This window comes from Sphaerisporangium sp. NPDC049003 (genome assembly GCF_043197795.1).
Classification (GTDB): Bacteria; Actinomycetota; Actinomycetes; order Streptosporangiales; family Streptosporangiaceae; genus Sphaerisporangium.
Map to the genome: position 1 here is coordinate 33,622 of NZ_JBICTU010000006.1, position 23,038 is coordinate 56,659.

23 protein-coding genes and 1 tRNA gene are annotated in these 23,038 nt (G+C 71.1%); 8 read left to right on the forward strand and 16 right to left on the reverse strand.

The window, feature by feature from the left end; genetic code table 11:
- The first annotated feature begins 4 nt into the window (after positions 1 to 4).
- The gene (locus ACGFIV_RS08215) at positions 5 to 1,177 is read left to right on the forward strand and encodes an acyl-CoA dehydrogenase family protein (protein ID WP_392833508.1); all 1,173 of its coding nucleotides are present in this window, start codon (positions 5 to 7) and stop codon (positions 1,175 to 1,177) included.
- A gap of 45 nt (positions 1,178 to 1,222) precedes the next feature.
- Positions 1,223 to 2,317: an acyl-CoA dehydrogenase family protein gene (locus ACGFIV_RS08220; RefSeq protein WP_392833100.1), complete on the forward strand. Its 1,095-nt coding sequence runs from the start codon at positions 1,223 to 1,225 to the stop codon at positions 2,315 to 2,317.
- Positions 2,318 to 2,428: 111 nt separating this feature from the next.
- On the opposite strand, the gene ACGFIV_RS08225 is transcribed toward ACGFIV_RS08220, so the two are convergent.
- Entirely contained in the window at positions 2,429 to 2,974 is a 546-nt protein-coding gene (locus ACGFIV_RS08225) for a TetR/AcrR family transcriptional regulator (RefSeq protein ID WP_392833511.1), read from the reverse strand.
- 321 nt (positions 2,975 to 3,295) lie between these two features.
- Here ACGFIV_RS08225 and ACGFIV_RS08230 point away from each other — a divergent pair, with 321 nt between their 5' ends.
- Complete coding sequence (locus ACGFIV_RS08230) at positions 3,296 to 4,060, forward strand: nuclease-related domain-containing protein (RefSeq protein ID WP_358560633.1); 765 nt, start codon at positions 3,296 to 3,298, stop codon at positions 4,058 to 4,060.
- Between the two features lie 7 nt (positions 4,061 to 4,067).
- Here ACGFIV_RS08230 and ACGFIV_RS08235 read toward each other — a convergent pair whose 3' ends face one another.
- Positions 4,068 to 5,438, reverse strand: a complete 1,371-nt coding sequence (locus ACGFIV_RS08235) for a VWA domain-containing protein (protein ID WP_392833103.1) — start codon at positions 5,436 to 5,438, stop codon at positions 4,068 to 4,070.
- A 26-nt stretch (positions 5,439 to 5,464) separates the two neighbouring features.
- Positions 5,465 to 6,331, reverse strand: a complete 867-nt coding sequence (locus ACGFIV_RS08240) for a MoxR family ATPase (protein ID WP_358560630.1) — start codon at positions 6,329 to 6,331, stop codon at positions 5,465 to 5,467.
- 95 nt (positions 6,332 to 6,426) lie between these two features.
- On the opposite strand from ACGFIV_RS08240, the gene ACGFIV_RS08245 reads away from it, so the two are divergent.
- Both ACGFIV_RS08245 and ACGFIV_RS08250 read left to right on the forward strand, forming a co-directional pair.
- A tRNA-Lys gene (locus tag ACGFIV_RS08245) sits at positions 6,427 to 6,503 on the forward strand.
- Between the two features lie 339 nt (positions 6,504 to 6,842).
- Complete coding sequence (locus ACGFIV_RS08250) at positions 6,843 to 7,334, forward strand: hypothetical protein (protein ID WP_358560628.1); 492 nt, start codon at positions 6,843 to 6,845, stop codon at positions 7,332 to 7,334.
- Positions 7,335 to 7,649: 315 nt separating this feature from the next.
- Here the strand turns inward: ACGFIV_RS08250 and ACGFIV_RS08255 are convergent, their stop codons facing one another.
- From ACGFIV_RS08255 to ACGFIV_RS08295, 9 genes are all read right to left on the reverse strand, one after another.
- Positions 7,650 to 8,690 (reverse strand): PP2C family protein-serine/threonine phosphatase, encoded by a 1,041-nt coding sequence (locus ACGFIV_RS08255; protein WP_358560626.1) that lies wholly within the window; start codon positions 8,688 to 8,690, stop codon positions 7,650 to 7,652.
- Between the two features lie 89 nt (positions 8,691 to 8,779).
- Positions 8,780 to 9,703 (reverse strand): 1,4-dihydroxy-2-naphthoyl-CoA synthase, encoded by a 924-nt coding sequence (locus tag ACGFIV_RS08260; protein WP_358560624.1) that lies wholly within the window; start codon positions 9,701 to 9,703, stop codon positions 8,780 to 8,782.
- A gap of 55 nt (positions 9,704 to 9,758) precedes the next feature.
- On the reverse strand, positions 9,759 to 10,790 hold the full coding sequence (locus tag ACGFIV_RS08265; RefSeq protein ID WP_392833109.1) for an ABC transporter ATP-binding protein: 1,032 nt from the start codon (positions 10,788 to 10,790) through the stop codon (positions 9,759 to 9,761).
- Positions 10,787 to 11,635, reverse strand: coding sequence for an ABC transporter permease (locus ACGFIV_RS08270; protein WP_392833112.1), 849 nt, complete (start codon positions 11,633 to 11,635; stop codon positions 10,787 to 10,789). Before ACGFIV_RS08270 ends, ACGFIV_RS08265 begins: the two co-directional genes overlap by 4 nt.
- A gap of 5 nt (positions 11,636 to 11,640) precedes the next feature.
- A complete protein-coding gene (modA, locus tag ACGFIV_RS08275; protein WP_358554994.1) occupies positions 11,641 to 12,447 on the reverse strand; it encodes a molybdate ABC transporter substrate-binding protein in 807 nt (268 codons plus the stop codon).
- A 10-nt stretch (positions 12,448 to 12,457) separates the two neighbouring features.
- Positions 12,458 to 12,868 (reverse strand): helix-turn-helix transcriptional regulator, encoded by a 411-nt coding sequence (locus tag ACGFIV_RS08280; protein ID WP_358554992.1) that lies wholly within the window; start codon positions 12,866 to 12,868, stop codon positions 12,458 to 12,460.
- Between the two features lie 198 nt (positions 12,869 to 13,066).
- Entirely contained in the window at positions 13,067 to 14,128 is a 1,062-nt protein-coding gene (locus ACGFIV_RS08285; protein WP_392833117.1) for a class I SAM-dependent methyltransferase, read from the reverse strand.
- A gap of 319 nt (positions 14,129 to 14,447) precedes the next feature.
- Positions 14,448 to 14,990 carry an XdhC family protein gene (locus tag ACGFIV_RS08290; RefSeq protein ID WP_392833120.1) on the reverse strand — a complete coding sequence of 181 codons (543 nt, stop codon included), beginning with the start codon at positions 14,988 to 14,990 and terminating at the stop codon, positions 14,448 to 14,450.
- A gap of 82 nt (positions 14,991 to 15,072) precedes the next feature.
- Positions 15,073 to 15,456, reverse strand: coding sequence for a nuclear transport factor 2 family protein (locus ACGFIV_RS08295; protein WP_392833123.1), 384 nt, complete (start codon positions 15,454 to 15,456; stop codon positions 15,073 to 15,075).
- Between the two features lie 144 nt (positions 15,457 to 15,600).
- On the opposite strand from ACGFIV_RS08295, the gene ACGFIV_RS08300 reads away from it, so the two are divergent.
- Both ACGFIV_RS08300 and ACGFIV_RS08305 read left to right on the forward strand, forming a co-directional pair.
- Entirely contained in the window at positions 15,601 to 16,200 is a 600-nt protein-coding gene (locus ACGFIV_RS08300; protein WP_358554985.1) for a TetR family transcriptional regulator, read from the forward strand.
- Positions 16,201 to 16,312: 112 nt separating this feature from the next.
- Positions 16,313 to 17,575 carry an alpha/beta fold hydrolase gene (locus tag ACGFIV_RS08305; protein WP_392833127.1) on the forward strand — a complete coding sequence of 421 codons (1,263 nt, stop codon included), beginning with the start codon at positions 16,313 to 16,315 and terminating at the stop codon, positions 17,573 to 17,575.
- 6 nt (positions 17,576 to 17,581) lie between these two features.
- On the opposite strand, the gene ACGFIV_RS08310 is transcribed toward ACGFIV_RS08305, so the two are convergent.
- From ACGFIV_RS08310 to ACGFIV_RS08320, 3 genes are all read right to left on the reverse strand, one after another.
- On the reverse strand, positions 17,582 to 18,184 hold the full coding sequence (locus ACGFIV_RS08310) for a hypothetical protein (protein WP_358554979.1): 603 nt from the start codon (positions 18,182 to 18,184) through the stop codon (positions 17,582 to 17,584).
- The gene (locus ACGFIV_RS08315; RefSeq protein ID WP_392833132.1) at positions 18,181 to 19,827 is read right to left on the reverse strand and encodes a PHP domain-containing protein; all 1,647 of its coding nucleotides are present in this window, start codon (positions 19,825 to 19,827) and stop codon (positions 18,181 to 18,183) included. The genes ACGFIV_RS08310 and ACGFIV_RS08315 overlap by 4 nt, the downstream gene beginning before the upstream one ends.
- A 287-nt stretch (positions 19,828 to 20,114) precedes the next feature.
- Positions 20,115 to 20,639 carry a TetR/AcrR family transcriptional regulator gene (locus ACGFIV_RS08320; RefSeq protein WP_392833135.1) on the reverse strand — a complete coding sequence of 175 codons (525 nt, stop codon included), beginning with the start codon at positions 20,637 to 20,639 and terminating at the stop codon, positions 20,115 to 20,117.
- 94 nt (positions 20,640 to 20,733) lie between these two features.
- Between ACGFIV_RS08320 and surE the strand changes: the two genes are divergently transcribed.
- Entirely contained in the window at positions 20,734 to 21,621 is an 888-nt protein-coding gene (gene surE, locus ACGFIV_RS08325; RefSeq protein ID WP_358554970.1) for a 5'/3'-nucleotidase SurE, read from the forward strand.
- A gap of 42 nt (positions 21,622 to 21,663) precedes the next feature.
- Here surE and ACGFIV_RS08330 read toward each other — a convergent pair whose 3' ends face one another.
- Positions 21,664 to 22,929: an acyltransferase gene (locus tag ACGFIV_RS08330; RefSeq protein ID WP_392833140.1), complete on the reverse strand. Its 1,266-nt coding sequence runs from the start codon at positions 22,927 to 22,929 to the stop codon at positions 21,664 to 21,666.
- Positions 22,930 to 23,038: the final 109 nt, after the last annotated feature.

The following is a 23,038-nucleotide window of genomic DNA, read 5'->3' on the forward strand; positions in this document are numbered from 1 at the left end:
GACAGTGGATGAGGCGGCGCTCAAGGAGCGGGCTCGCGCGTTCCTGGCGGACCACGACCCGGCGGCGATGGAGCCGCTGGACTTCCTGCGGGCGCGGTTCGACGCCGGGCTCGCCTGGGTGCACTTCCCTGAGGGCCTCGGCGGGCTGGGCGCGCCGCGCGGGCTGCAGAGCGTCGTCGAGCAGGAGCTCGCGGACACGCCCCAGACCGACATCGGCAAGCTGACCATCGGCCTCGGCATGGCGGCCCCCACGATCCTCATCTTCGGCACCGAGGAGCAGAAGGAGCGGTTCCTCCGGCCGCTGTGGACGGGCGAGGAGATCTGGTGTCAGCTCTTCAGCGAGCCGGGCGCGGGGTCTGATCTCGCCACCCTCGCCACCCGGGCCGTAAGGGACGGGGACGAATGGGTGGTGGACGGGCAGAAGGTGTGGACCTCCGGGGCCCACCACTCCCGCTGGGCCATCCTCGTCGCGCGTACCGATCCGGACGTGCCCAAGCACCGGGGCCTGACGTACTTCGTCTGCGACATGCGGGCGCCCGGCGTCGAGGTACGGCCGCTGCGCCAGATCACGGGCGAGGCCGAGTTCAACGAGGTGTTCCTCACCGGCGTGCGGCTGCCCGACTCGCTCCGGCTGGGTGAGGTGGGCGACGGCTGGCGGGTCGCCCAGACCACCCTCATGAACGAGCGGGTCGCCATCGGCGGCTCGCCGGTGCGGCGCGGCGGCGGCGTGATCGGCCTGGTCGCCGATACCTGGCGGCGGCGCCCCGAGATCCGCACCCACGCCCTGCACCAGCGCCTGCTCCAGCTCTGGGTCGAGACCGAGGTCACCCGCCTCGCCGGGGTACGGCTGCGCGAGCAGCTCGCCGCCGGCGCGCCGGGCCCCGAGGGGTCGGGCATGAAGCTGGCCTTCGCCCGCCTGAACCAGGCGCTGTCCGGGCTCGACGTGGAGATGCGGCGCGAGGAGGGGCTCGCGTACGACGACTGGAGCTTCCGCAGGTCGGACACCGTCGACTTCTTCGGCCGCGGGCCGGGCTACCGCTACCTGCGGGCCAAGGGCAACTCGATCGAGGGCGGGACCTCCGAGATCCTGCGCAACATCATCGCCGAGCGCGTGCTCGGCCTGCCCTCAGAACCCCGCGTCGACAAGAACGTCCCGTGGAAGGACCTCCCGCGATGACCTGCAGCGAACCCGACGCGGCGAACAAGGAGTGGTGAGCGACCGATGACGCTGCTGTACTCAGAGGTCGAGGAGGAGCTGCGCTCGGCGGTCCGCGACCTGCTGGCCGACAGGTGCCCTCCGGCCACGGTGCTCGCCAGGATCGAGAACCCCTCGTCGTACGACGCCGGCCTGTGGAAGGCGCTGGCCCGGGACATCGGGGTGGCGGGGCTGCTCATCCCCGAGGAGCTCGGCGGCGCGGGCGCGTCGGCGCGGGAGGCGGCGGTCGTGCTGGAGGAGCTCGGCCGCGCCGTCACGCCCATACCCTTCCTGACCAGTGCCGTTCTGGCGACCTGGGCGCTGCTGGAGGCGGGCACGGACGCCGCCCGCGACCTTCTCACGGCACTCGCCGGAGGTGAGACCACGGCGGCGCTCGCGGTGTCGTTCGCCTCCTCGCCGTACTCGTGGGAGGCCGGTACGGCCCCCGCGACGGTGACCGCCGAGGGCGGGACGCTGACCGGGCGCGTCACGGCCGTCGCGGGCGCGGACGTGTCGGACGTGCTGATCGTCCCGGCCTCCGGGGCGCTTCACGCCGTGGACGCCGCCCACGCGACCATCGAGCCGGTCGTGTCCCTGGACCTCACCCGGCCGATCTCGACGGTGACCCTCACCGGCGCACCTGCCCGGCCGGTCTCCGCCGACCTCGCGCCGCTGCGCGCGGCGCTGGAGCTCGGCGCAGGGCTCCTCGCGTCCGAGCAGCTCGGGGTGGCGGAGTGGTGCCTTGCCACGACGGTGTCCTACGTCAAGGAACGTCACCAGTTCGCCCGTCCCGTCGGCTCGTTCCAGGCGCTGAAGCACCGGCTCGCCGACCTGTGGATGGAGATCGTCCAGGCTCGGGCCGCCGCGCGGAACGCCGCCGACGCGCTCGCTTCGGGCACGGACGCCGCCACCGCCGTGGCGGTCGCGCAGGCGTGGTGCGGGGAGGTCGCCGTGCACGCGGCGGAGGAATGCCTGCAGTTGCACGGCGGCATCGGGATGACCTGGGAGCATCCCGTACACCTCTACCTCAAGCGCGCCAAGGCCGACGAGATCGCGCTCGGCACGCCGGGCGACCACCGCGACGCGCTCGCGGGCCTCGCCGACCTCCCCGGCCCGCTCTGACGGCGGGCGCTCCGGGTCGCGCGCGTCAGGGCGGGCGCTCCCGGGTCGCGCGCGTCAGGGCCTGAGCTCCGGGTCGTGCGCGTCAGGGCGGGGGCTCCCGGGTCGCGCGTATCAGGGCCTGAGCGAGGCGAGGAGCAGGTCGGCGAAGTGCCGTCCGACGGCCGTCCCCGAGAGGCGGCCGTCGGTGTGGTACCACGTGCCCAGGTGGTGGACGGAGCCGAAGAAGAAGTCGACCACGAGGTCGGCCGGCACGTCGTCGCGGAACACCTTGGAGCGCTGCCCCTCGACCAGCAGGTCACGGAACCGCTCGTGGTAGCGGCGGCGCTCCGCCCGTACGGCCTTCTGGGTCTCGGGGGCGAGCTGGTGCATCGACCGGAAGAAGATCTTGGAGTCGTCGAGGTTCTCCACGGTGGTGGCGATCACGTCGACGGCGGCGGCGTGTACGCGGTCGGCGACCGGCCCTGGGGCGTCGGCGAACCGGTCGAGCCGCTCGATCTGCATGCGCAGCACGCGGGCGTAGATCTCGCGGAGCAGGTCGTCCTTGGAGTCGAAGTAGTGGTACATCGCGCCCTTGGTGACCCCGGCCGCGGCGACGATCTCCTGCACCGACGTGCTCTCGAAGCCCTTGTCCGCGAACAGGCGGGTCGCCTCGGCCATCAGCCTCTGCCGCACCGGCTCGTCCTTGGCCGCGGAGGCCTTCGCGGGCTTGTCGTCGCTCGTGGTCGCCGGTTCCCGGACCCTGCTGCGCGCCATCACGCACGCCTCCCCTGAATGTCGATGCCGTCAGCATACCGACTGGTCGGTTAACCGGCTGTGACATTCGTATTCCGTCGTGCCGCGTCACGCCCTCCAACCCACGGTTCGCCACGCCCGCTCTGTGTCGCGGGTGGGTTAGTTCCGTAACCTTAGGAAAGCTGGAGCCCCTAGTTGGGTATTCCACAAGGTAATCGACCGAGCCTGAAATCGTGGGGGTTTCCGGTGCCCAATGGGTCCATCTACGTGCCGCAGGACGACAAGTTCAAGTGGGGCTCGCCCTCGGTGATGTACGAGCTCCGCTGGCGCGAGACGAGGTCAGAGCGTCGTCGCCGGCGCCACATCATGGCGGGGGCGGGCTTCGTCCTCATCACCGCACTGGCGTTCTACCGGTCGTTTCCCCTGCCGTTCCTGATAGGGCTCCTCGGAGGCGGCGCCGTCTGGGCCGTGGACGGGTTCATCTCCTGGCGCATGTTCGAGGCCACGGCCGTCTGGCGCGGCAAGCGGAGCGGCGCGACCCGGACCGGGCGGTTGCTACGCCGAGGGCTCGCCAAGCACGGCTACCGCGTCCTCGACGGACGGGCCGTACCCGGCAAGGCCTCCATCGACCACCTGGTCATCGGCCCCGGCGGGGTGTGGATCGTCGACAACGAGGCCTGGCCGCCTGACACCTACATCGCGGCGTACGGAGGCAAGCTGTTCTTCGGCGAGCGGTCCGGCACCGCGGTGGCGAAGGGGCTCGTGGACGCCGCCACGGCCATGAGCGAGCTGCTGTCGAGGGAGTCGGGGATTCCCGTGGAGATCGCGCCCCTGCTCGTCGTACACGGCGGGCATGTGAAGACCGCCGTGGTGAGCGCCGAGGGGCTGACGCTCTTCCTGCCCCGCAAGGCCGCGAAGTGGATCCTGGGCGACGCGCACGCCGAGCTGACCGAAGAGCAGGTGGAGGACCTCGCCCGTACGGCCGCGCGCATCCTGCGGCGGATGAACTGACTCCTCGCTAGGCCAGCTCCTCGATGAAGGCGGCGAGCTGGGCGACGTTGCGGCACTCGTGCATCGCGACCACGCCTCCGTACGTGGTCGCGACCGAGTCACCGGTGTCCCACTGCGCACGCGGTTCGGGGTTGAGCCAGTACGCGTGCCTGGCCTCGCCGGCGAGGCGCTTCAACGTCGCGAGTTCGGGCGGCTGGTAGTTCGAGCGGGCGTCCCCGAGGATCAGCAGTGAGGTCTTCGGGCCGATCGCCTCGCCGTAATTCTCGGCGAACCTCTGGAACGAGTGGCCGTAGTCGCTCCGGCCGAAGCGGGTGATGTCGGCCTCCTCGGTCATGCGGGTGATCGCGTCGACGACGTCGATCCCCGGCGCGAAGAACCGTGTGATCTCGTCCACCGTGTCCACGAAGGCGAACGCGCGCACCTTGGCGAACTGCTCGCGCAGCGCGTACGTCAGCAGCAGGGTGAAGTGGGAGAACGTGGCCACCGAGTCGCTGGCGTCGCACAGCACGATCAGCTCGGGCTTGTGGGGGCGGCGCGGCCTCATGTGGGTGACCAGCGGGACCCCGCCCGTGCTCAGCGAGGCCCTGACGGTGCGCCTGAAGTCCAGCCGGCCGCGGTGGCCCAGCCGCTGCCTGATCGTCAGCCGGGTGGCGAGGCGCCGTGCCAGCGGGTAGACCTCCCGCCGCAGCGTCGCCAGGTCGGCCTTGGTGATCCGCAGGAAGTCGACCTGGTCGACGGGCGGCTTCACGGCCGACCTCGCGATCTTCTCCACGCCCGATTCCTCGGCGGTCCTCCTGCGCACGTCCGAGGCGACGGCGGCCTCGAACCCGGCGATGCCGTCGGTCAGGCGGCGGCGGGCGACCTTCTCCGCCAGCCCTCCCCGCTCCTGGCCGACCAGCACCTCGTTGAGCATCCGGGCCATCAGCGTGCCGGGCGACAGGGTGCGCAGCACGGAGTAGGAGAACCAGTTCTGGCGCCCGGCGCCGGCGGGCATGCGGCCGAACCGCTCGACCATCGCCCGTACGTACGCGCCGAAGGCGGGATCGCCCGTGGCCCCCGCATCGTCGAGCAGCAGCTCAGCGAGCCGGTCGCGCAGTTCTGGGACCTCCGCGTGTTCGAGGTCCGGCTCGTCCGTACGGGGCCCGCGCAGGGCGCTGGTCACGGGCGGGAACCACAGGTCGAACAGCGTGTCGAATCCGGGCCGGTTCGCGGGGCGCTTGACGAGCGTGGCGGCGTACGCCGCACGGAGCGTCTCGCGTTCGGTCAGGTCGATCACTTCGAGCGCGCGGGCGGCGTCCAGCCCTTCGGCCAGCGACACCGGCAGCCCGGCCCGGCGCAGCGCGTCCACGAACCCCACGTGCCTGTCGAGCAGCGACATCGCCCACCTCCTCCGGCCGGTCGTCGTCAGCGGGCCGTCAGCCCGAGCTCCTTGATCGCCCGCGACTGGTCGGACGCGTGCTTCAGCACCACACCCAGCGTGCCGGCGGTCGTGGCCTCGTCCAGGTCGGTGCGCCCGAGCGCGAGGAGCGTGTGGGCCCAGTCGATGGTCTCGGCGATCGAGGGGGACTTCTTCAGCTCCAGGGCGCGCAGCGTGGCGACCGTACGGGCCAGCCGGTCGGCCAGTGAGGCCTCGATGCCCGGCACCTGCGCGAGCACGATGTCGCGCTCGCGCTCGGGCGAGGGGTAGTCGAGGTGGAGGTACAGGCAGCGCCGCTTCAGCGCCTCCGACAGCTCGCGGGTCGCGTTCGAGGTCAGCACGACGTACGGCTTGCGCGTCGCGGTGATCGTGCCCAGCTCGGGGACCGTCACCTGGTAGTCGGAGAGGATCTCCAGCAGCAGCCCCTCGACCTCGACGTCGGCCTTGTCGGTCTCGTCGATCAGCAGCACCGTGGGCGTCGTCCGCCTGATCGCCCTCAGCAGCGGGCGCTCAAGCAGGAACTCCTCGCTGAAGATGTCGTCGTGCGTCTCCTCCCACGCCTGCTCGCCTGCGGCCTGGATCCGCAGGAGCTGCTTCTTGTAGTTCCACTCGTAGAGCGCGCGAGCCTCGTCGAGCCCCTCGTAGCACTGGAGCCTGATCAGCTCGGCGCCGGTCGCCTCGGCGACGGCCTTGGCGAGCTGGGTCTTCCCCACCCCGGCCGGCCCCTCGGCCAGCAGCGGCTTGCCGAGCGCGGCGGCCAGGAAGACCGACGTGGCGATGCCGTCGTCGGCGAGATAGTCCACGGCGGCCAGCCGTTCCCCGGCGTCGGCGGGCGAGGTGAACCACGACGTCATCGGCGCTCCCGTGTATGACCCGAATGTTGTTCTAGCCTAGCCTGCCTGATCGGTGCGAAGTGGTCCACAGGGTGCGCTAATCTTGACCTGCTGCTGCGCCGCTAGCTCAGTTGGTTAGAGCAGCTGACTCTTAATCAGCGGGTCCGGGGTTCGAGTCCCTGGCGGCGCACCACGGCTCCGGCCGATGACCTGGGCATCCTCCACTTGACGGGGGGTGCCCACAGTCATTTCCGGCCCTGTGCGGGGTCGTTGTGGGCTCTTTGGTCGCGACCGGCCCTTTTCATGATCATCTATCCCCCTCGACGGTCACGCCATGGAAGCGATGGCCGTGTCGATGGGGGATCACCTGTGCGTGGTGCCGGCCGTCTCCATGGGCAATCGGGGCCATTAGGTCAATCGTCAGAGTGAACGGAAGGACGTACGAGCTGATCACGATTGGAAGTAGGGTGCGATCCATCTATCCAAAGGGATCCCTGTGACTAGGTTCTCGCTGAGAGTAGATACGGCCCATGTGAAGCTTCTTTCCGGCGACGACGCTCCACTGTGGGGGCCGATATGGATCGAAGTGGGCGACCAGGCGTTCCCTGAAGTCGGCTGGCGAGATTATATGGCCTCCATGTTCGGATCGTTGGTGTCAGCGATTGGCGACCTTTCCCGGGGCAAACCTAATGCCGAAAGCTACTTCTTCAATGGCTCCTTCACGGTGCGGATGGCGCGAAAGGGGTGGAGGTGGCGCGATAGGTTTTCTCGTCCACGGGCAGACATGCCGGTGTCGTTTCAGATGATTTACGATACCGGTGAATCGATGCGGCTGGAAATCTCATCAGAGGCAAGTCTGGGTGAAATCATTGAAGGTGTGTACCGGCCGGCACTGGCGGCTCTGGAAGTCATGAGAACCAATAAGGTGCTAACCGGCCCGGCTCTTCGGATATTTGCAAAGAGTGTCGAAACTCTGAGCACAGCTCGCATGCGCCTGCAAGGAGGAAATTCTGAAGCCGGTTAACCGAGACCGTGCGTCCCCTGGAGTCATCGTTATCAGAGGCGACTACAAAGACTCACCCGGTCAACCCGCTTGCTGGAGGGCATCCCACCATTGCGCGGTGGGCGCAATTGGGTCCGCCAAAGGGCCTGGCCTTGTCTTAACGACCACAGCCGAGAAAGTCGTGATCGGGGTAGGCGCCGCACGTGACGCGCTGCTCCAGGTACTGCATTCGCAGATCTTGAGGGAGGGGGTCGCCTCGCCGATGGCAGCGGCTGATCATTGCCCCGGCCGATGACCTGGGCATCCTCCACTTGACGGGGGGTGCCCACAGTCATTTCAGGCCGAGTCGTCGTGGGGCGTGTGGCGGCGGAGAAGCAGCATCGCCACGTCGTCCAGCAGGGGGCCGCCGACATGGTCGATCAGGTCCATGCGCAGCTCGTCGAGCGCGGCCTGCGGATCGGTGCCGGCGAGCAGCGCGGCCCGGTCGAACAGGGGATAGAAGGCTCTGGTGGCATCGCGGGCCTCGATCACCCCGTCGGTGTACAGCAGGATCTGGTCACCGTCGCCGAAGCTGATTCGGTGCGGCCGGGGCGCGATGCGGACGAGTGACGCGAGGCCGAGCGGAGGGGCTTCGGCTTCGGGGTCGGCGAAGAGGACGCGGCCGTCGCGGCGCATGATCAGGGGCGAAGGATGGCCGAAGTTCAGCAGGGAGATCTCGCCCTCGTGGACCTCGGCGAGGATGGCGGTGACGAACTTCTCCCCGCTCAGGTGCCGGGCGAGGCTCGTCTCCAGCCGCTCTCCCACGCGGGACAGGTCGGGCTCCTCGTAGGCGGCTTCCCGGAACGCGCCGAGTACCCAGGCCGCCGTCTCCACGGCTTCCAGCCCCTTGCCCTGCACGTCGCCGATGAGCAGCCGGACGCCGTCCGGCGTGGTGACCACCTCGTACAGGTCCCCGCCGATCTGGGCCTCCGCCGCCGCCGAGGTGTAGGACAGGGCGATCCGAAGGTCCCCCGCCCGGCGCGGGACCGGGCGCAGGAGCACCCGCTGGGCGGCTTCGGCGACCATCCGGACGTTGGCGAGCTCACGCTCACGCCGGATACGAAGGTGGCTGGCGAGCACGCTGGCCCCGGTGACGCCGATGATCGTGACGATGGTGAGGTTGTTCTGGGGGGTGAGCAGGAGCTTGCTGTAGTAGGCGAGGGGCACGCATATGCCGAGTGCCAGCGCGCCCACGGCCGCCGTCCGCCGGATGCTGCCGGAGACCGAGGCGAACGTGGGGCCCAGGGTCAGGAGCGGCAGGAAGCCCAGCCTGGGGCCCGCGAGAAGGTCGATCACGGCGACGGCCGCCAGGGCGACGAACGGCAGCGATCTCAGCACCGCCTGAGATTCAGGGTGATGGTTCGTCGCCGACGAGTGCAGGGCAGACCTCCAATGATCTCCGGAAGGCTATCGGCAGGACACACCGGTCAGTAGTAGTAGGGGAAGGACTCCCAGTCCGGCGGGCGCTTCTCCAGGAACGCGTCGCGGCCCTCGACGGCCTCGTCGGTCATGTACGCCAGGCGGGTGGCCTCGCCGGCGAACACCTGCTGGCCGGCCAGGCCATCGTCGACCAGGTTGAACGCGAACTTGAGCATCCGCTGCGCCTGGGGCGACTTGCCGATGATCTTCCAGCCCCATTCGAGGGCGGTCGCCTCCAGCTCCGCGTGCGGCACGACGCGGTTGACCGCGCCCATCGCGTGCATCTCGGCCGCCGTGTAGTCCTCGCCGAGGAAGAAGATCTCGCGGGCGAACTTCTGGCCGGTCATGCGGGCCAGGTACGCCGAGCCGTACCCGGCGTCGAACGAGCCCACGTCGGCGTCGGTCTGCTTGAAGCGGGCATGCTCGGCCGAGGCCAGCGTCAGGTCGCACACGACGTGGAGGGAGTGCCCGCCTCCCGCGGCCCAACCGGGCACGACGGCGATCACCACCTTGGGCATCGTGCGGATCAGTCGCTGCACTTCGAGGATGTGCAGCCGGCCGGCACGCGCCGGATCGATGGTGTCGGAGGTGTCACCGCTCGCGTACTGGTAGCCCGAGCGCCCGCGGATGCGCTGGTCGCCACCGGAGCAGAAGGCCCAGCCGCCGTCCTTCGGGGAGGGCCCGTTGCCGGTGAGCAGCACGCATCCCACATCGGAGCTCATCCGCGCGTGGTCGAGCGCCCGGTACAGCTCGTCGACCGTGTGCGGCCGGAAGGCGTTGCGGACCTCCGGCCGGTCGAACGCGATGCGTACGACGCGCTTGCCGGAGCGGGGCTCCGCCGAGCGGTGGTAGGTGATGTCGGTGAAGTCGAACCCCTCGACGATGCTCCACGCGAGCGGGTCGAACAGCTCGGAAACCTTGACGTCAGACACGGGAGAACAATAGCCATCTTCGATCAGGCCGGGTGAATCCCCTGGTCGCCGGCCGTCATGCGGGGTAGGCGTGGGTCTCGGTGGCCTTGACGGCGGCCCAGATCGGCTGGCCGGGGGTCAGGTCGAGCTCGGCCACGGCGGCGGGGGTGACGTCGGCGGAGGCGGTGACCGGCCCGTCCAGGTGGACGCGGACGTTGTCGCCGTGCCGTTCGATGCCCTGGATGCGCGCCTGCCACAGGTTGCGCGGGGATCCGTCCGGGCGGGTCCTGTACAGGGCCACCGCGGCGGGGGAGAACGCGACGAACGCCGGGCCGGACACCTGCTCGGCCACGCTGAACAGCACTTGGCCGACCTTGACCTGCCGGTCGGCGGCGACGCCGCGATGCAGGTTGAGGCCGACCAGGCGGGCGACGTAGTCGGTGCGCGGGCGGCGGGCGACCTCGGCGGGGGCGCCCGCCTGCACGATGGAGCCGTTCTCGATGACGATCAGCCGGTCGGCGAGCACCATGGCCTCCAGCGGGTCGTGGGTGACCAGCACCGTCGCGCCCTCGAAGTCGGCCAGGTGGCCGCGCAGCTGGGCGCGGATGTCGAGCCGGGTGCGGGCGTCCAGGGCGGCCAGGGGCTCGTCCAGGAGCAGCAGGCGGGGCTCGACGGCCAGGGCGCGGGCCAGCGCCACGCGCTGGGCCTGACCGCCGGACAGTTGCCGGGGCCTGGCGCGCGCGTGCTCGGCGAGGCCCACGCGCTCCAGCCAGGCTGCGGCCCTCCGGCGCGCGCCGGACTTGGACGCGCCGTGGCACCGCAGCCCGAAGGCCACGTTGTCCAGGGCCGACAGGTGCGGGAACAGCAGGTAGTCCTGGAACACCATGCCGATCGGGCGGCGCTCGGCCGCCAGAGTGTGCAGGGGGCCGTCCTCCAGGGTGATGTGCCCGTCCGACAGGCCGACGAGCCCGGCGAGGGCGCGCAGCGCGGTGGTCTTGCCGGCGCCGTTGGGTCCGAGCAGGGCCACGACCTGCCCGGCGTCCACGGTGAACTCGACATCCAGGCGGAAGCGGGGACGGTCGACCACCAGGTGGGCGTGCAGGGTCATGGGCCCGTCACCCACCTGTCGCGCAGGCCGGCCAGGATGATCACCGAAACGGCGAGCAGCAGGAGGCTGAGCACGATCGCGGCCTCCGGCTCGGTCTCCAGGGCCAGGTAGACCGCCAGCGGCATCGTCTGGGTGCGGCCGGGGAAGTTCCCGGCGAAGGTGATGGTGGCCCCGAACTCGCCCAGCGCCCGCGCCCAGCACAGCACCGCTCCGGCGACGATGCCCGGGGCGACCAGCGGAAGGGTGACGCGGCGGAAGATGACCCACCGCGACGCCCCCAGGGTGGCCGCGGCCTCCTCCAGCCGCAGGTCGGCGGCGCGCAGCGCCCCTTCGACGCTGATGACCAGGAACGGCATCGCGACGAACGCCTCGGCGATCACGACCCCGGCGGTGGTGAAGGGCAGGCTGATGCCGAAGGCGGCCTCAAGCCACTGGCCCACCAGACCGCGCCGCCCGAGCACCAGCAGCAGGGCGACGCCTCCGACCACCGGGGGCAGCACGAGGGGAACGGTGATCAACGCCCGTACGAGGCGCCGGGCGGGGAAGCCGACGCGCGCCAGCAGCCAGGCCAGCGGCACGCCGAGGAGCAGGCAGATCAGGGTGGCGATGGTCGCGGTGACCAGCGACAGGCGCAGCGCCTCCAGCACCTGCGGTTCGGCGAGCCGCTCGGCCAGCGTGGACCAGGGGGCCCGGACGAGCAGCCCGGCCAGGGGGAGCACCAGGAAGACCATGCCGAGCGCGGCGGGCACGACCAGGGCCCAGGGGACGCGACCCGCCACGACGCCCGCCGGGCCGGGGCCGCGCCGCGCGCCGCCCCGGCCCGTCGATGACGCGGACGGTGTCATGCCGGTCAGGGAGCCTCGAAGCCGGCCTTGGTCAGCACGTCCTTGCCCTGGGAGGACAGGACCAGGTCGACGAACTGCTTGGCCAGGTCCGGAGCGGGGGCCTTGGACAGGGCCGCGATCGGATAGTCGTTGATCGCCTTGTCGGCCTCGGGGAAGGCGATGCCGGTGACCTTGCCCGCGGCCGCCAGCACGTCGGTCTTGTAGACCAGCGCGGCGTCGACCTCGCCGAGCTCCACCTTGGTGAGCGTGGCCTTGACGTCCTGCTCGTAGGTGACCGGGGTGACCTTCAGCCCCGCCGCGTCCAGGGCCTTGACCGCCGCGGCGCCGCAGGGCACCTGCTCGGCGCACAGGGCGACCTTGACCTTGGAGTCGGACAGGTCCTTCAGCTCGTCGACCTTGGCCGGGTTGTCGGGCGGAACGGCGATCTGGAGCTTGTTGCGTACGAACGTCGTCGGAGCGGTGGCCAGGGACGCGTCGGTGACGGTCTTCATCGTGGCGGGGCTGGCGGCGGCGAACACGTCCGCCGGGGCGCCCTGGGTGATCTGCTGGGCGAGGGTGGCGCTGGATCCGAAGTTGAACTTCACCGACGTCCCCGGGTGGGCGGCCTCGAACGTCTTGCCCAGCTCGGTGAAGGTCTCGGTCAGCGAGGCGGCGGCGAACACCGTCAGCGCCGTCGCCCCGCTCGCGGAGGAAGCGGAGGAGGAAGCGGTCGCGGGGGTGGCCGGGTCGCTGGAACCGCAACCGGCGAGGCCGGCCGCCAGCGCGAGGGCAAGGGGGACCGCTGCGGCCCACCGGGAAACACGCCTGAACAACAAAGGCTCCTTACTGACTCGCTGTGCGAGCGTGGTCGGGGATCTCCACGACGACGTTGGTGGACTTGATCACGGCGACCGCCACCACCCCTACCTCCAGGGCCAGCTCATCCACGGCCTGGCGGCTCATCAGCGAGACCACGCGGTACGGCCCGGCGGCGATCTCGACCTGGGCCATGACCGCGTCTTTGATCACCTCGGTCACGATCCCGCGGAAACGGTTGCGCGCCGAGGACTGACCCGAGCCGTTCACGACCTCGATCTGGGACCGCGCGAACGCGGCCAGGTCGGTGCCGTCCACCATGCGGTGGCCGTGCTCGTCCCGCTGGGCTGTGAGCCGTCCGGCGTCGACCCACCGCCGGACGGTGTCGGGGCTGACCCCGAGCAGAGCGGCCGCCTCGCTGATCCGAAACGTCGTCACAAGCCATCACCATACCTTCGCATTTTCCGGCATCAACACCGGTCTGGCTTCGCAATCGCGCCGTGATCTACCGGGATCACTTCGCACCTGAGGGAGCGGGGCCCCCCGCGCACGTGGCACGTCCTGAAGCCATGGTGCCCGGCCACGATTGTGCCGGTCACCGGCACCGGTGCCGCCCAAAGGAGGCCGGGGTGACCGCTAATGGCGGGTGGCGATGGCGAGGAAGCGGTGGGAGGGGTCGTCGTAGGTGGTCAGCTTCCAGCCGGTCTGGTGCATCGACCGGCGCAGGCGCTCTTCGGCGAGGGGCTCGTCGGGGCTGAGCGTGCGGCCGTGGCGGGCGGCGAGGGCGGCGCGCCCGGAGGGATGGAAGAGGATGAGCAGCCCGCCGGGCCGGGTGGCGCGGGCCAGTTCGCGAAGGCCCGCGTCGGGGTCGGGCAGGTGCATGATGAGCCCGGCGGCGAACACCGCGCCGATGGACGCGTCGGCCACGGGCAGGCGGCGGGCGTCGCCGATGACGAGGCGGGCGTGCTCGGCCCGGCCCTGGGCGCGGGCCTGGCCGAGCATCTCAGGCGACAGGTCGAGCGCGATGACACCGCCGCCGGGCCCCACGGCCTCGCGCAGCGCGAGCAGGGCGCGGCCGGTGCCGCAGCCGACGTCCACCACGACGCCGTCCCTCGGCAGGCCCGCTTCCTTGATCGCCGCGGCGTACGCGGGCATGTCGTCGCCGAACTTGGTGTCCCAGGTGGCGGCGCGGGGGCCGAAGAAGGCCCGGCTCTCGGTGACGTACCAGCGGTTGTGGTCGGCGAGGGCGGCGGTCACGTGGCGGATCACCGGCCAGGCCGGATCGTGCACGTCGACGACGATGTCCGCGCCGGACTCGGCGTTCTCCTCCGAGCGGCCGCCGGTGGCCCGGGTGCGCAGCCAGATCGTCACGTCCCAGCGGTCCTGGGGCGGGTGGGTCCGCCAGCGCCGGCCGTCGGCGATCGCGACCGTCCCGAAGGTGCGGCCCGCGTACCAGGCGTCCTCGTCGGCGGGCGGGCTGGTGTCCGACAGGCGCACGGAGGGACGGCCGGCGGCGTGGAGGGTGGAGGCGAGGCGGTCGGCGAGGGCCGCGCTCCGGGGGCCGGCGCCGTCGACCACCACGCACACCGGTCCGGGCGGGAGCATCTCGGCGATGCCGCCCAGGACCGTCTCCCATCGGCGGACCTGGACCTCGGTCATCGCCTGCCACGCCGGTACGGGTGCCGCGTCATCAGCCATGTGCCAATCATGCGGATGCGGGCGACAGGTGGCTACAGGACCCGGAGAAACGAGCCCTGGAACCCCGCTTCCCCCGAGTCCGCGAGGGCGCCGCTTCCCCCGAGTTCGCGAGGGCGCCGCTTCCCCCGAGTTCGCGAGGGCGCCGCTTCCCCCGAGTTCGCGAGGGCGCCGCGGCGTCGCCGGGTTCCGCGGTCGCGATACGTGTGAGCCGCGAGAGGGGCGGGCGCGTGCGGGCAGATCGCGTTGCCGGCCGCGAGCGGGGTGGACACGAAGGCGGGCGGGCGTCCGACGAGGTGCGGCCCCGGCGGAGGAGTGCCCGTCAGAAGGCGAAGCCGCCAGGGCGCCCGTTGCGGTCGGCGAGCAGGCCGGCCAGGGTCGCGATCGCGATCTCGGGGGGTGTGCGGGAGCCGATGTTGAGTCCGATCGGCCGGTGTACCCGGGCGATGTCCTCGGCCGGTACGCCGAGCCCGGCCAGCGCCGCCACGTGCGGCGCCGGGTGGCGCGGGTTGCCCAGCACCCCGATCCATCGGCAATCGCGGGCGAGCAGGTCGCCCAGCACGGTGCCGAGCTCCGGGCGGTGGTGGTCGGTGACCACCACGTCCACGGTGCGGTCAAGGTCGCCGGGAGGGGTGGTGACGACCTCGAAGGCGGCCGTTCCCACGCTCGCGGCGCGGGCGGCGTCGGGCTCCAGCAGGATCCCGCGGTACCCGAGGTCGGCGGCGTAGCGCAACAGGTGGCCGGCGACCGGGGAGGCGAACACGGCGACGAGGGTGCGGTCGGTGGCCGGGGCCGCCGCTTCGCCGTGCGCGACGGCGCAGGCGGGGTCCGCTTCGTGCGAGTGGGTGTCCTGCGAGTGGGCCATGGGGACAGTCTTCCACCGGCACGCCCTGAGGGGTCGGGAGGCTTGGGGCGCCGGGGGCTTCGCTGGGGGGACGGGGCGTGGGTCAGGCGAGGATCGCCAGCATGGCCGGGGTGTCGATGTAGATCTCCATGCGGACGATCTTGCCCCCGCTCAGCTCCCACACGTGGGTCTCGGGGAGGTCGAAGGGGGCTCCGGCGGTGGTGTGCCCGATCGTCCGGCCGATCTCCACCACGTGGTCGCCCGCGTCGATGATCTGTTCGACCGTCAGCCGCGGGTCGATGTGGCCCAGCAGCCCGGTGAAGAAGGCGACCGCGCCCTCGTGGCCCTTGAAGTGCCCGCCCCACGGCAGCCGCTCCGACTGGTGGATCTCCACCTGGGGGTCGAACACCTCACCGATCACGCCGAAGTCGCGCGTCTGAAAGGCGTCATAGACGCGTTTGATAATGTCGACGTTGCTGTCGCTCACAGCTTTCCTCCGTCTGGCACGGTCTGAAGTGCACGGTTTGAAGTGATGATGTCGCGGTGGCCCGGAGGCCCCGGTACGAGCAGTCTCAAGACCCTGGCTCCGGCACACAAGAACCAGCGGCATTGCTGAGAGGAATCGGCCACCATGTTCGGAAAAATCGGGCGGCCGGCGGAGGACCGGGTCAGGCGGCAGCAGGAGATCTTTCTCGCGGTCGCGCCGCTCATCAGCGCCCACGGCGCGCGGGAGATCACCATGGCCCGCGCCGCCCGCGCCGCGAGCATGTCGGTCGGCGGCCTCTACCACTACTTCCCCAACAAGCGGGAGCTCCTGCTCTTCGGGCTCTCGCCGGCCAACCTCGAACGCCTGTGCGCGGACTTCCGGGCCGACCACGGGCACCTGGCCCCGGCCGACCCGAGGGCCTACCTCGCCGCGAGCCTGGACACCCTCACCTCCGCGGCGGGAGCCTTCGTCACCCCCTCGGTGATCGCCGCCGTCCACCTCGGCGTCGACACCTTCCGCGCCCGCCTCGACGAGGCCCTCGCCACCGAGATCGTCGGCCTGGTCGGCACCATAAGACTGGCCTACCCCGGGCTCGGCGACCGGTCGGCGGCCGTGCTCGACCGCGCGCTGCGCCGTCAGTGCGTCAGCGCGCTGCTCGACCCCGAGATCACCCCCGCCGAGCTGCGCGTCCAGCTCGAAGGCACCGTCGCCGCCTTCACCAGCATGACCCTGGCACCCCGATGACCGTCACCCGCGGAAGGGCTCCCGGTCGAGCGCACGCCATCGCCGACCCCTCGGCCGCCCCATGACAAGCTGGGCGTTCTTGGCGTTCTAGGGTGTGAACGGAGAGAAGCGCATGATCCACCTGCCGGGAATGGCGGTCACCGATCACCACTTCAGCGTTCCGCTGGACCACGGCGCCCCGGAGAGCGGTGAGGAGATCACGGTGTTCGCCCGCGAGGTCGTCGCCCCGGGCCCCGTCCGTGACGACCTTCCCTGGCTGCTCTACCTGCAGGGCGGTCCCGGCGGCAAGTCACCCCGTCCGGTACGGGCGGACGGCTGGCTGGGCCACGCGCTGCGCACGCATCGCGTCCTGCTGCTCGACCAGCGGGGAACCGGCCGAAGCACCCCCGTCACGGCCGCGACGGCCGCGCGTCTGGGCGAGGGGCTGGCTCCGTACCTGCGGCACTTCCGCGCCGACGCGATCGTGGCCGACGCCGAGCTGATCCGCCGGCGGCTGTCGGGGGACCGGCCGTGGGACACGCTCGGGCAGAGTTATGGCGGCTTCGTCACCCTGACGTACCTGTCGCGGGCGCCCGAAGGACTGCGCACCTGCTACGTCACGGGCGGCCTCCCCGGGCTCACCGCGACCGCCGACGAGGTGTACGCCCGCACGTACCCCCGGGTGAAGGACAAGGTCGAGCGCTACTACGCCCGCTTTCCCGGGGACGTCGCGACGGTACGCGCGGTCGCCGAGCACCTGGCGGCGAACGACGTGCGCCTGCCCGACGGCGACCGGCTGACCGTGCGGCGGCTGCGAACCCTCGGCATGGCGCTCGGCACGGGCGACGGGGCCGAACGGGTGCACTGGCTGTTCGAGGGGGCATGGGACGGCCCCGCGCTCGCCGACGCCTTCCTGCGCGAGGTGATGGCGCTGACCTCCTTCGTGGACAACCCGTTGTACGGCGTGTTCCAGGAGGCCATCTACGCCCAGGGCGACGGCGCGACGGCCTGGGCGGCCGAGCGCGTCATGCGGGACCTCCCCGAGTTCGCGCCCGCCGCCGAGCCGCTGCTGTTCACCGGGGAGATGTTCTACCCCTGGATGTTCCGCGAGATCGCCGGCCTGCGTCCCTTCCGCGAGGCCGCCGAGGCCCTGGCGAAGGCGGACGACTGGCCGCCGCTCTACGACCTCGCGCGCCTCGCGGCCAACGAGGTGCCGGTGGCCGCGATCATCTACCACGACGACATGTACGTCGACGCGGAACTGTCCCTGCGCACGGCCCGGTCGGTGGGCAACCTGCGTTACTGGGTCACCAACGAGTGGGAGCACGACGGCGTCCGCGCCTCGGGCGACCGCGTCCTGTCCCGCCTCATGGACCTCGCGGGAGGCCGGGTGTGAGCTGGGTCAGCCGTGGTCGACGCAGCACGGCGTGGGGTTGGGCACCTCGGCGGGCATGAGGCGGCCCCCCGAGGCCGGCATGGTGAGCAGGATGACGCGCCCGTCGCGCCACTGCGGCCGTACGTGGTCGTTGGTCACGACGAGCGTGTCCGGCGACGGATCCTCGGTCTGAGCCAGCACGACGACCTGCTCGATCGAGGAGCCGGCCAGAACCTCGGCGACGGTGAGCGTGCCGTTCAGCCCGTCGTGGCCGGGGAACAGGACCAGGCGGCCGCCGGCTCCGGCGGCGTGCTCGGCCGCCGCAAGCGCGGCGCCCTCCGCGAGGTCGTCCGGTCCGGTACGGCTGTCGCCCAGCGCGGCGCCCACGGGGATCCCCGAGTCCTGTCCGGTACGGCTGTCGCCCAGCGCGGCGCCCACGGTCTCGGGGATCCCCGAGACGGGCGCCAGAAGGGCCAGCGAGCAGGCGACGTGCGGCACACCCGTCGAGGTCCGTACGAAGTGCGTGCAGCCCACGGTGCCGGCCGGAAGGCCGAGCACCTTCACCATGTCATGGAGAAGGTGCTCGGCTTCGGTGACCGTCCGCGAGCCCGCGTCCAGTCCCAGGATCATCCGCGCGGCACGATCCAGATGGGGTTGCTGTAGAACCACAGGTCCTTCCAGGGGTCGGCGTCGCCGAAGACGTCGATCTGGGGACCGTTCGGGTCGACCGACGCGCCGAGCAGACCGGGGGCGCTGCGGTTGCCGTCGGTGCCGCGCAGGCGTACGTAGACCGGGCGGTCGACGGCGCCGACCTGGTAGGTCAGCTTGACCGTGCCGGTGTTCCCGCCGACCTCGAACGACTTGACGACCTTGGTGGCCGGGGTCGTGAAGACGTCCTTGTTGGCGGCCGGTCCTGTGACGTCGCCCTGGATGACGTCCACGCGGGCCAGCGTCGGGATGAACTGCGCCCAGTTCGGCACGTTCGCCAGGGTGATCTCGATGGAGACCTCGACCTTCGCACCCTTGCGGACGTGCAGGGTGTCACCGAGGGACACTCCGCGCTGTCCCACGCCGGCCTGCCGCGCACGCACGACCAGGGCGCTGATCAGGCCGCCGTGGTCCACCCAGACCCGGCCCTCGCGGATGCCGTCCATGACGTCCGTGTATGAGAAACCCTTGGCGCCGACGTGGGTCCGGCTGTAGTAGCCCGGCCAGAAGTCGCCGTTCGTCAGGTTGAACGCGCCCTTGTAGACGGGGTCGTTGTACTTGCCGTTGGCGTTGAAGTCGCTGCCGGGACCGCGGTCACTGGTGTCGCCGTAGACCGTGTGCGAGTCGGAGTTGGCGGTGATCCACCAGCTCTTGCCCTCGGCGAGCAGGCTGTCCCACAGGCCGCCGACGGTCGAGGTCATCCAGTCGAAGCCGCCGAAGGTCTTGTAGCTCTCGGGCGGGTACGAGGCCCAGGAGTCGGCGCCGGGGCTGTTGTCGTAGTAGCCGCGGCCGGAGCCCGGCCCGTTCGGTTTGGCGATGCCCGCGGCCTGGTGGCCCGGCGCGCCTTCCATGCCCACGGCGATCCCCGGCGCGGTGTCCCGCCAGGCCCGGATCTCGTGCGGGGTGTCGAGGCCCTTGCGGGCGGGGTGGTTGGCGAGGAACAGCGCGGCCTCGACCCGGCGCCTCTTCACGGCGTCGGCCAGGAAGTTGAGCCCCGCGATGGCGAGGGCCTCGTTCTGAGGGGAGCTGCCGGTCGCGTTCTTGACCGAGCCGTCGAAGGAGTTCTCGAACTCCTTGAGGGTGGCGAGCTCGTTGCGGCCGGGGGCCACGAAGACCGTGCCGTGCTCGGCGGCCGGGATGTTCCACTCCAGCCCCTGGAAGACCAGGGTGTCCTTGACGATCTTGCGAGCGGCGACGATGTCGGGGTTGACCTTGTCGACGCCGATCTTGGCGTGCGCGACGCTGCCGTGGTCGGTGATGACCATCCAGTCGAGGCCGTACGCGTTGGCGTGCTTGACGTGGTCGCTCACCTTGTACATGCCGTCGGAGCTGTACTGGGTGTGGATGTGGTGGTCACCGGCGAGCCACAGGTACCCGTCGCGCGGCTCGGTGTTGTGCCGCACGCGCTGCGGGGTCGCGGCGGCGGCCTCGCCCGCGGTGCCGAGGACTCCCGCGGCCGTCAGGCCGGCGCCCAGCAGGCCCGCCCGGCGGAACATCGTGCGGCGCGAGAGCTGCCCGGGGGAGAGCTCGGCGTCGGGAACCGACATGTCCACGACCGGCGACATCTCGCCCTGGTCCTGGGCGTTCTCGGTGCCGTGAGAGTGGTCGTGAGGGTGAGCATGAGAGTGATCGTGAGGATGATCGTGCCCGTGGCCCATGTCTTGCCTTTCCATCCCGCCGGAGAGATCTTGGCTCCGGCTACGTAGGCACACTGGCAAGAGCGGCTGAACCACATGTGAACAGGCCAAATCGACAGAGGGTCGAATGGCTTGCGATCGATCGGTGCAGGTGGGACGGGTGTGACTCACCGCGCGCCGCCGGAGCGGGCGCCATCACGTGAAGGCGGGGGACCTTACGTGGAGTCCGCCACCGCGTGGAAGAGCAGATCGGTGAGCCGCTCCTGGTACGCCGGATCGTCCACCGGCCCGCCGCTCGCCAGCCGCAGGAAGACGGAGCCGACGAGCAGCTCGAAGAACACCTCGGGGTCGGCCGAGGGCCTGGCCCCGCCCCGGGCGAGCGTCTCCGCGAGGTGCTCGCGCCCCGGCCACACCAGTTCGACGGAGAAGTCCTCCCTGTCCCGCAGGTCGGCCATCAGGCCGACGTACGCGGCGGCGACCTCGGGACGTCGCAGCCTGGCCAGCAGCCCCCGAACCCAGGCCCGCAGGTCCGCGCGGAGATCGCCGGTGGCAGGGGGGAAGCCGCCGGCCTCGGAGCGCGCGAACAGAACGTGCACCACGATGTCGGCCTTGGAGCGCCAGCGGCGGTAGATGGCGGGCCTGCTCACCCCGGCCCTGCGGGCGATCGCCTCGACGGTCATCCGCTGGTAGCCGACCTCGCGCAACAGTTCGGGCACCGCCCGCGATACCCGAATGTTCACCTGGGGGTCACGCGGTCTTCCCTTGATATTCCCGTCCATATACATTCCAAGCTGTCACGTAATGGATGTATCCAGGCAAAGGTGCGAGCCACCAATGAGACCCATCGTGTTCAAGCGTTTCCTCATCCCTCTTCTCTTACTCGCCTCCCTGGTGGGAGCCGTCGCTCCCGCGCAGGCGACGACCCAGCCCTCGCTGCGGATCCTGCTCACCAACGACGACGGCTACAGTTCCGCGTCCACCCTGAGCCTCCGTCAGGCCCTGATCGCGGCCGGCCACCAGGTGACGATCGTCGCCCCGCTCACCGACGCGAGCGCGGTCGGCACCGGGCTCAACATCAAGTTCGGCAGCACCCTTGAGGCGGTGGAGAGGTCCCCCGGGGTCTGGTCCATCGCGGGAAGCCCGGGTGACGCGGTCGCCTTCGGGGTGCGCATGCTGTTCGCGAGCAACCCGCCCGACCTGGTGATCTCCGGGCCCAACGCGGGTGAGAACGTCGCCGCGCTCGTCAACCACTCCGGCACGGTCGGCGCGGCCGTCACCGCCCTCGCGGGCGGCGTCCCCGCCATCGCCTTCAGCACCGCCAGGGGCCCCTCGAACTCGTTCCCGAGCACCCCGCAGTCCATCGACTTCGCCGTCAAGGTCGTGAACAGGCTCGCCTCGACGTCGTCGTACAACGGCAAGATCCTCCCCGACCACACCGCGCTGAACGTGAACTACCCGGTCACGCCGAACGGCCAGGTCAAGTTCGCCAAGCTCGGCACGTCGCTGCCGGTCTCGACCACCTACGCGCTCGCCACCGACGTCTGCGCCACGTGCTACCGGATCCTGCCCCTGCCGGCGACCGGCCCGGATCCCGTCACCGACGCCGACCGCACCCTGCTCGACGCGGGCAACGTCACCATCACCGCGCTCGACGGAAGCTGGGAGGCCGGCCCGACCGTCACCACCCTCGTCAAGGTGCGCCTGAACAACCTCACGCCGTAACGAGCCTGCCCGTCCGCGCCGCGAGGCACGGGCGGGCACGTCTCACGCACGCGCGCGCATCCCGAACAGGAACCGGGTCACCCGCGTGCGCCGCACCAGCAGGTCGTACGCGGCCAGCGTCAGGGTGAGCGTCGCCACCACGATCGCGGCGTACTTGACCGCGATCGGCGCGTGCCAGCCGACCACGCCGTACGCGACGGCGACGAGGATCGGCTGGTGCAGGATGTACAGCGGCAGCACGGCGGCGGACAGGTAGCCGTACACCTGTCGGCCGAGGCCGTCGGGCCGGTCCTGCACGGACGCCGGTGCGTCCTGCGGGACGGGCGCGGGTACCTGGGCGTCCCGCTGTACGGACGCGGGCGCCGGGCGGCGGCGGTCGAGGAGCCCGAGGATCGCCACCAGCCAGCACCACCCCGCCGCCCCGTACACCGCGCGGGCGCCGATGGCGAGCCCGTTCATGTCGGTGAGGGGATCGCCACCGGCGGCCACGAACTCCGGCAGGCCGATCATGAACAGGACCACGCCGATCGCGGCTGCCAGCGGGGCGTCCCGGCGCATCGCCGCCCGGAACCGCTCGTCGGAGGCGAGCGCGAACCCGTACAGGAAGAACAGCAGATACGCCCAGCGGCTCCACGCGGCGTACGCCTGCTCCAGGCCCAGCAGCGCGCTGATCATCGCGACCGGGACGGCCGCGAGCAGCACCACGCCGCGCCGTCTTACGGCCGTGGCCGCCGACTCTCGGACCCGGCCGCCGAGGCCGCGGGGAAGCCGGCCGACCAGGGGCGCCAGCAGCAGCGAGAACACCAGCAGCAGCACCACGAACCACAGATGGCCGAACTCGAAGTACGTGCCCCGCAGGACGAAGGGAAACTCGGACGGCTCCAGGCGCACGTCGAAGAACCGCACCAGGAACCGCGGGTACGACTCGTGGTACCCGGGGTCGGCGCGTGACCGCAGCCACTGCGGCACCGGGATGATCGTGAGCGTGGCGAACACCAGCGGCACGCCGAGCCGCCGCAGCCGCTCGGCGGCGAACCCGGCGGGGCCGCGCCGGCGTAGCGAGTGCCACGAGCTGAGACCGGCGATGAGGAACATCATCGGCATCGCCCAGATCACGCCGAGCCCGGTGGCGATCATGGTCGCGCTGGTGGTCTCGGCGTTCTTCACGTAGTAGTCGTCGCCCGCGTCGAACACCAGCGCCGAGTGGAAGAACACCAGCCCGACCACCACCAGGGCGCGGATCGCGTCAAGCTCCGGCCGGCGTCCCGGCCGGGCCGTCCTCGGCGGTTCAACGCGGGCCGTCGTCATGCCGCCTCCGCCTCAGCCTGTGCTCGATGTGCCGCCGTGCGCGCGGCACCGACCAGTCTCGTCCCTTGTCGGCCCCGGCGCGACCGCGCCGGTGGGAAGTCGCCCACGG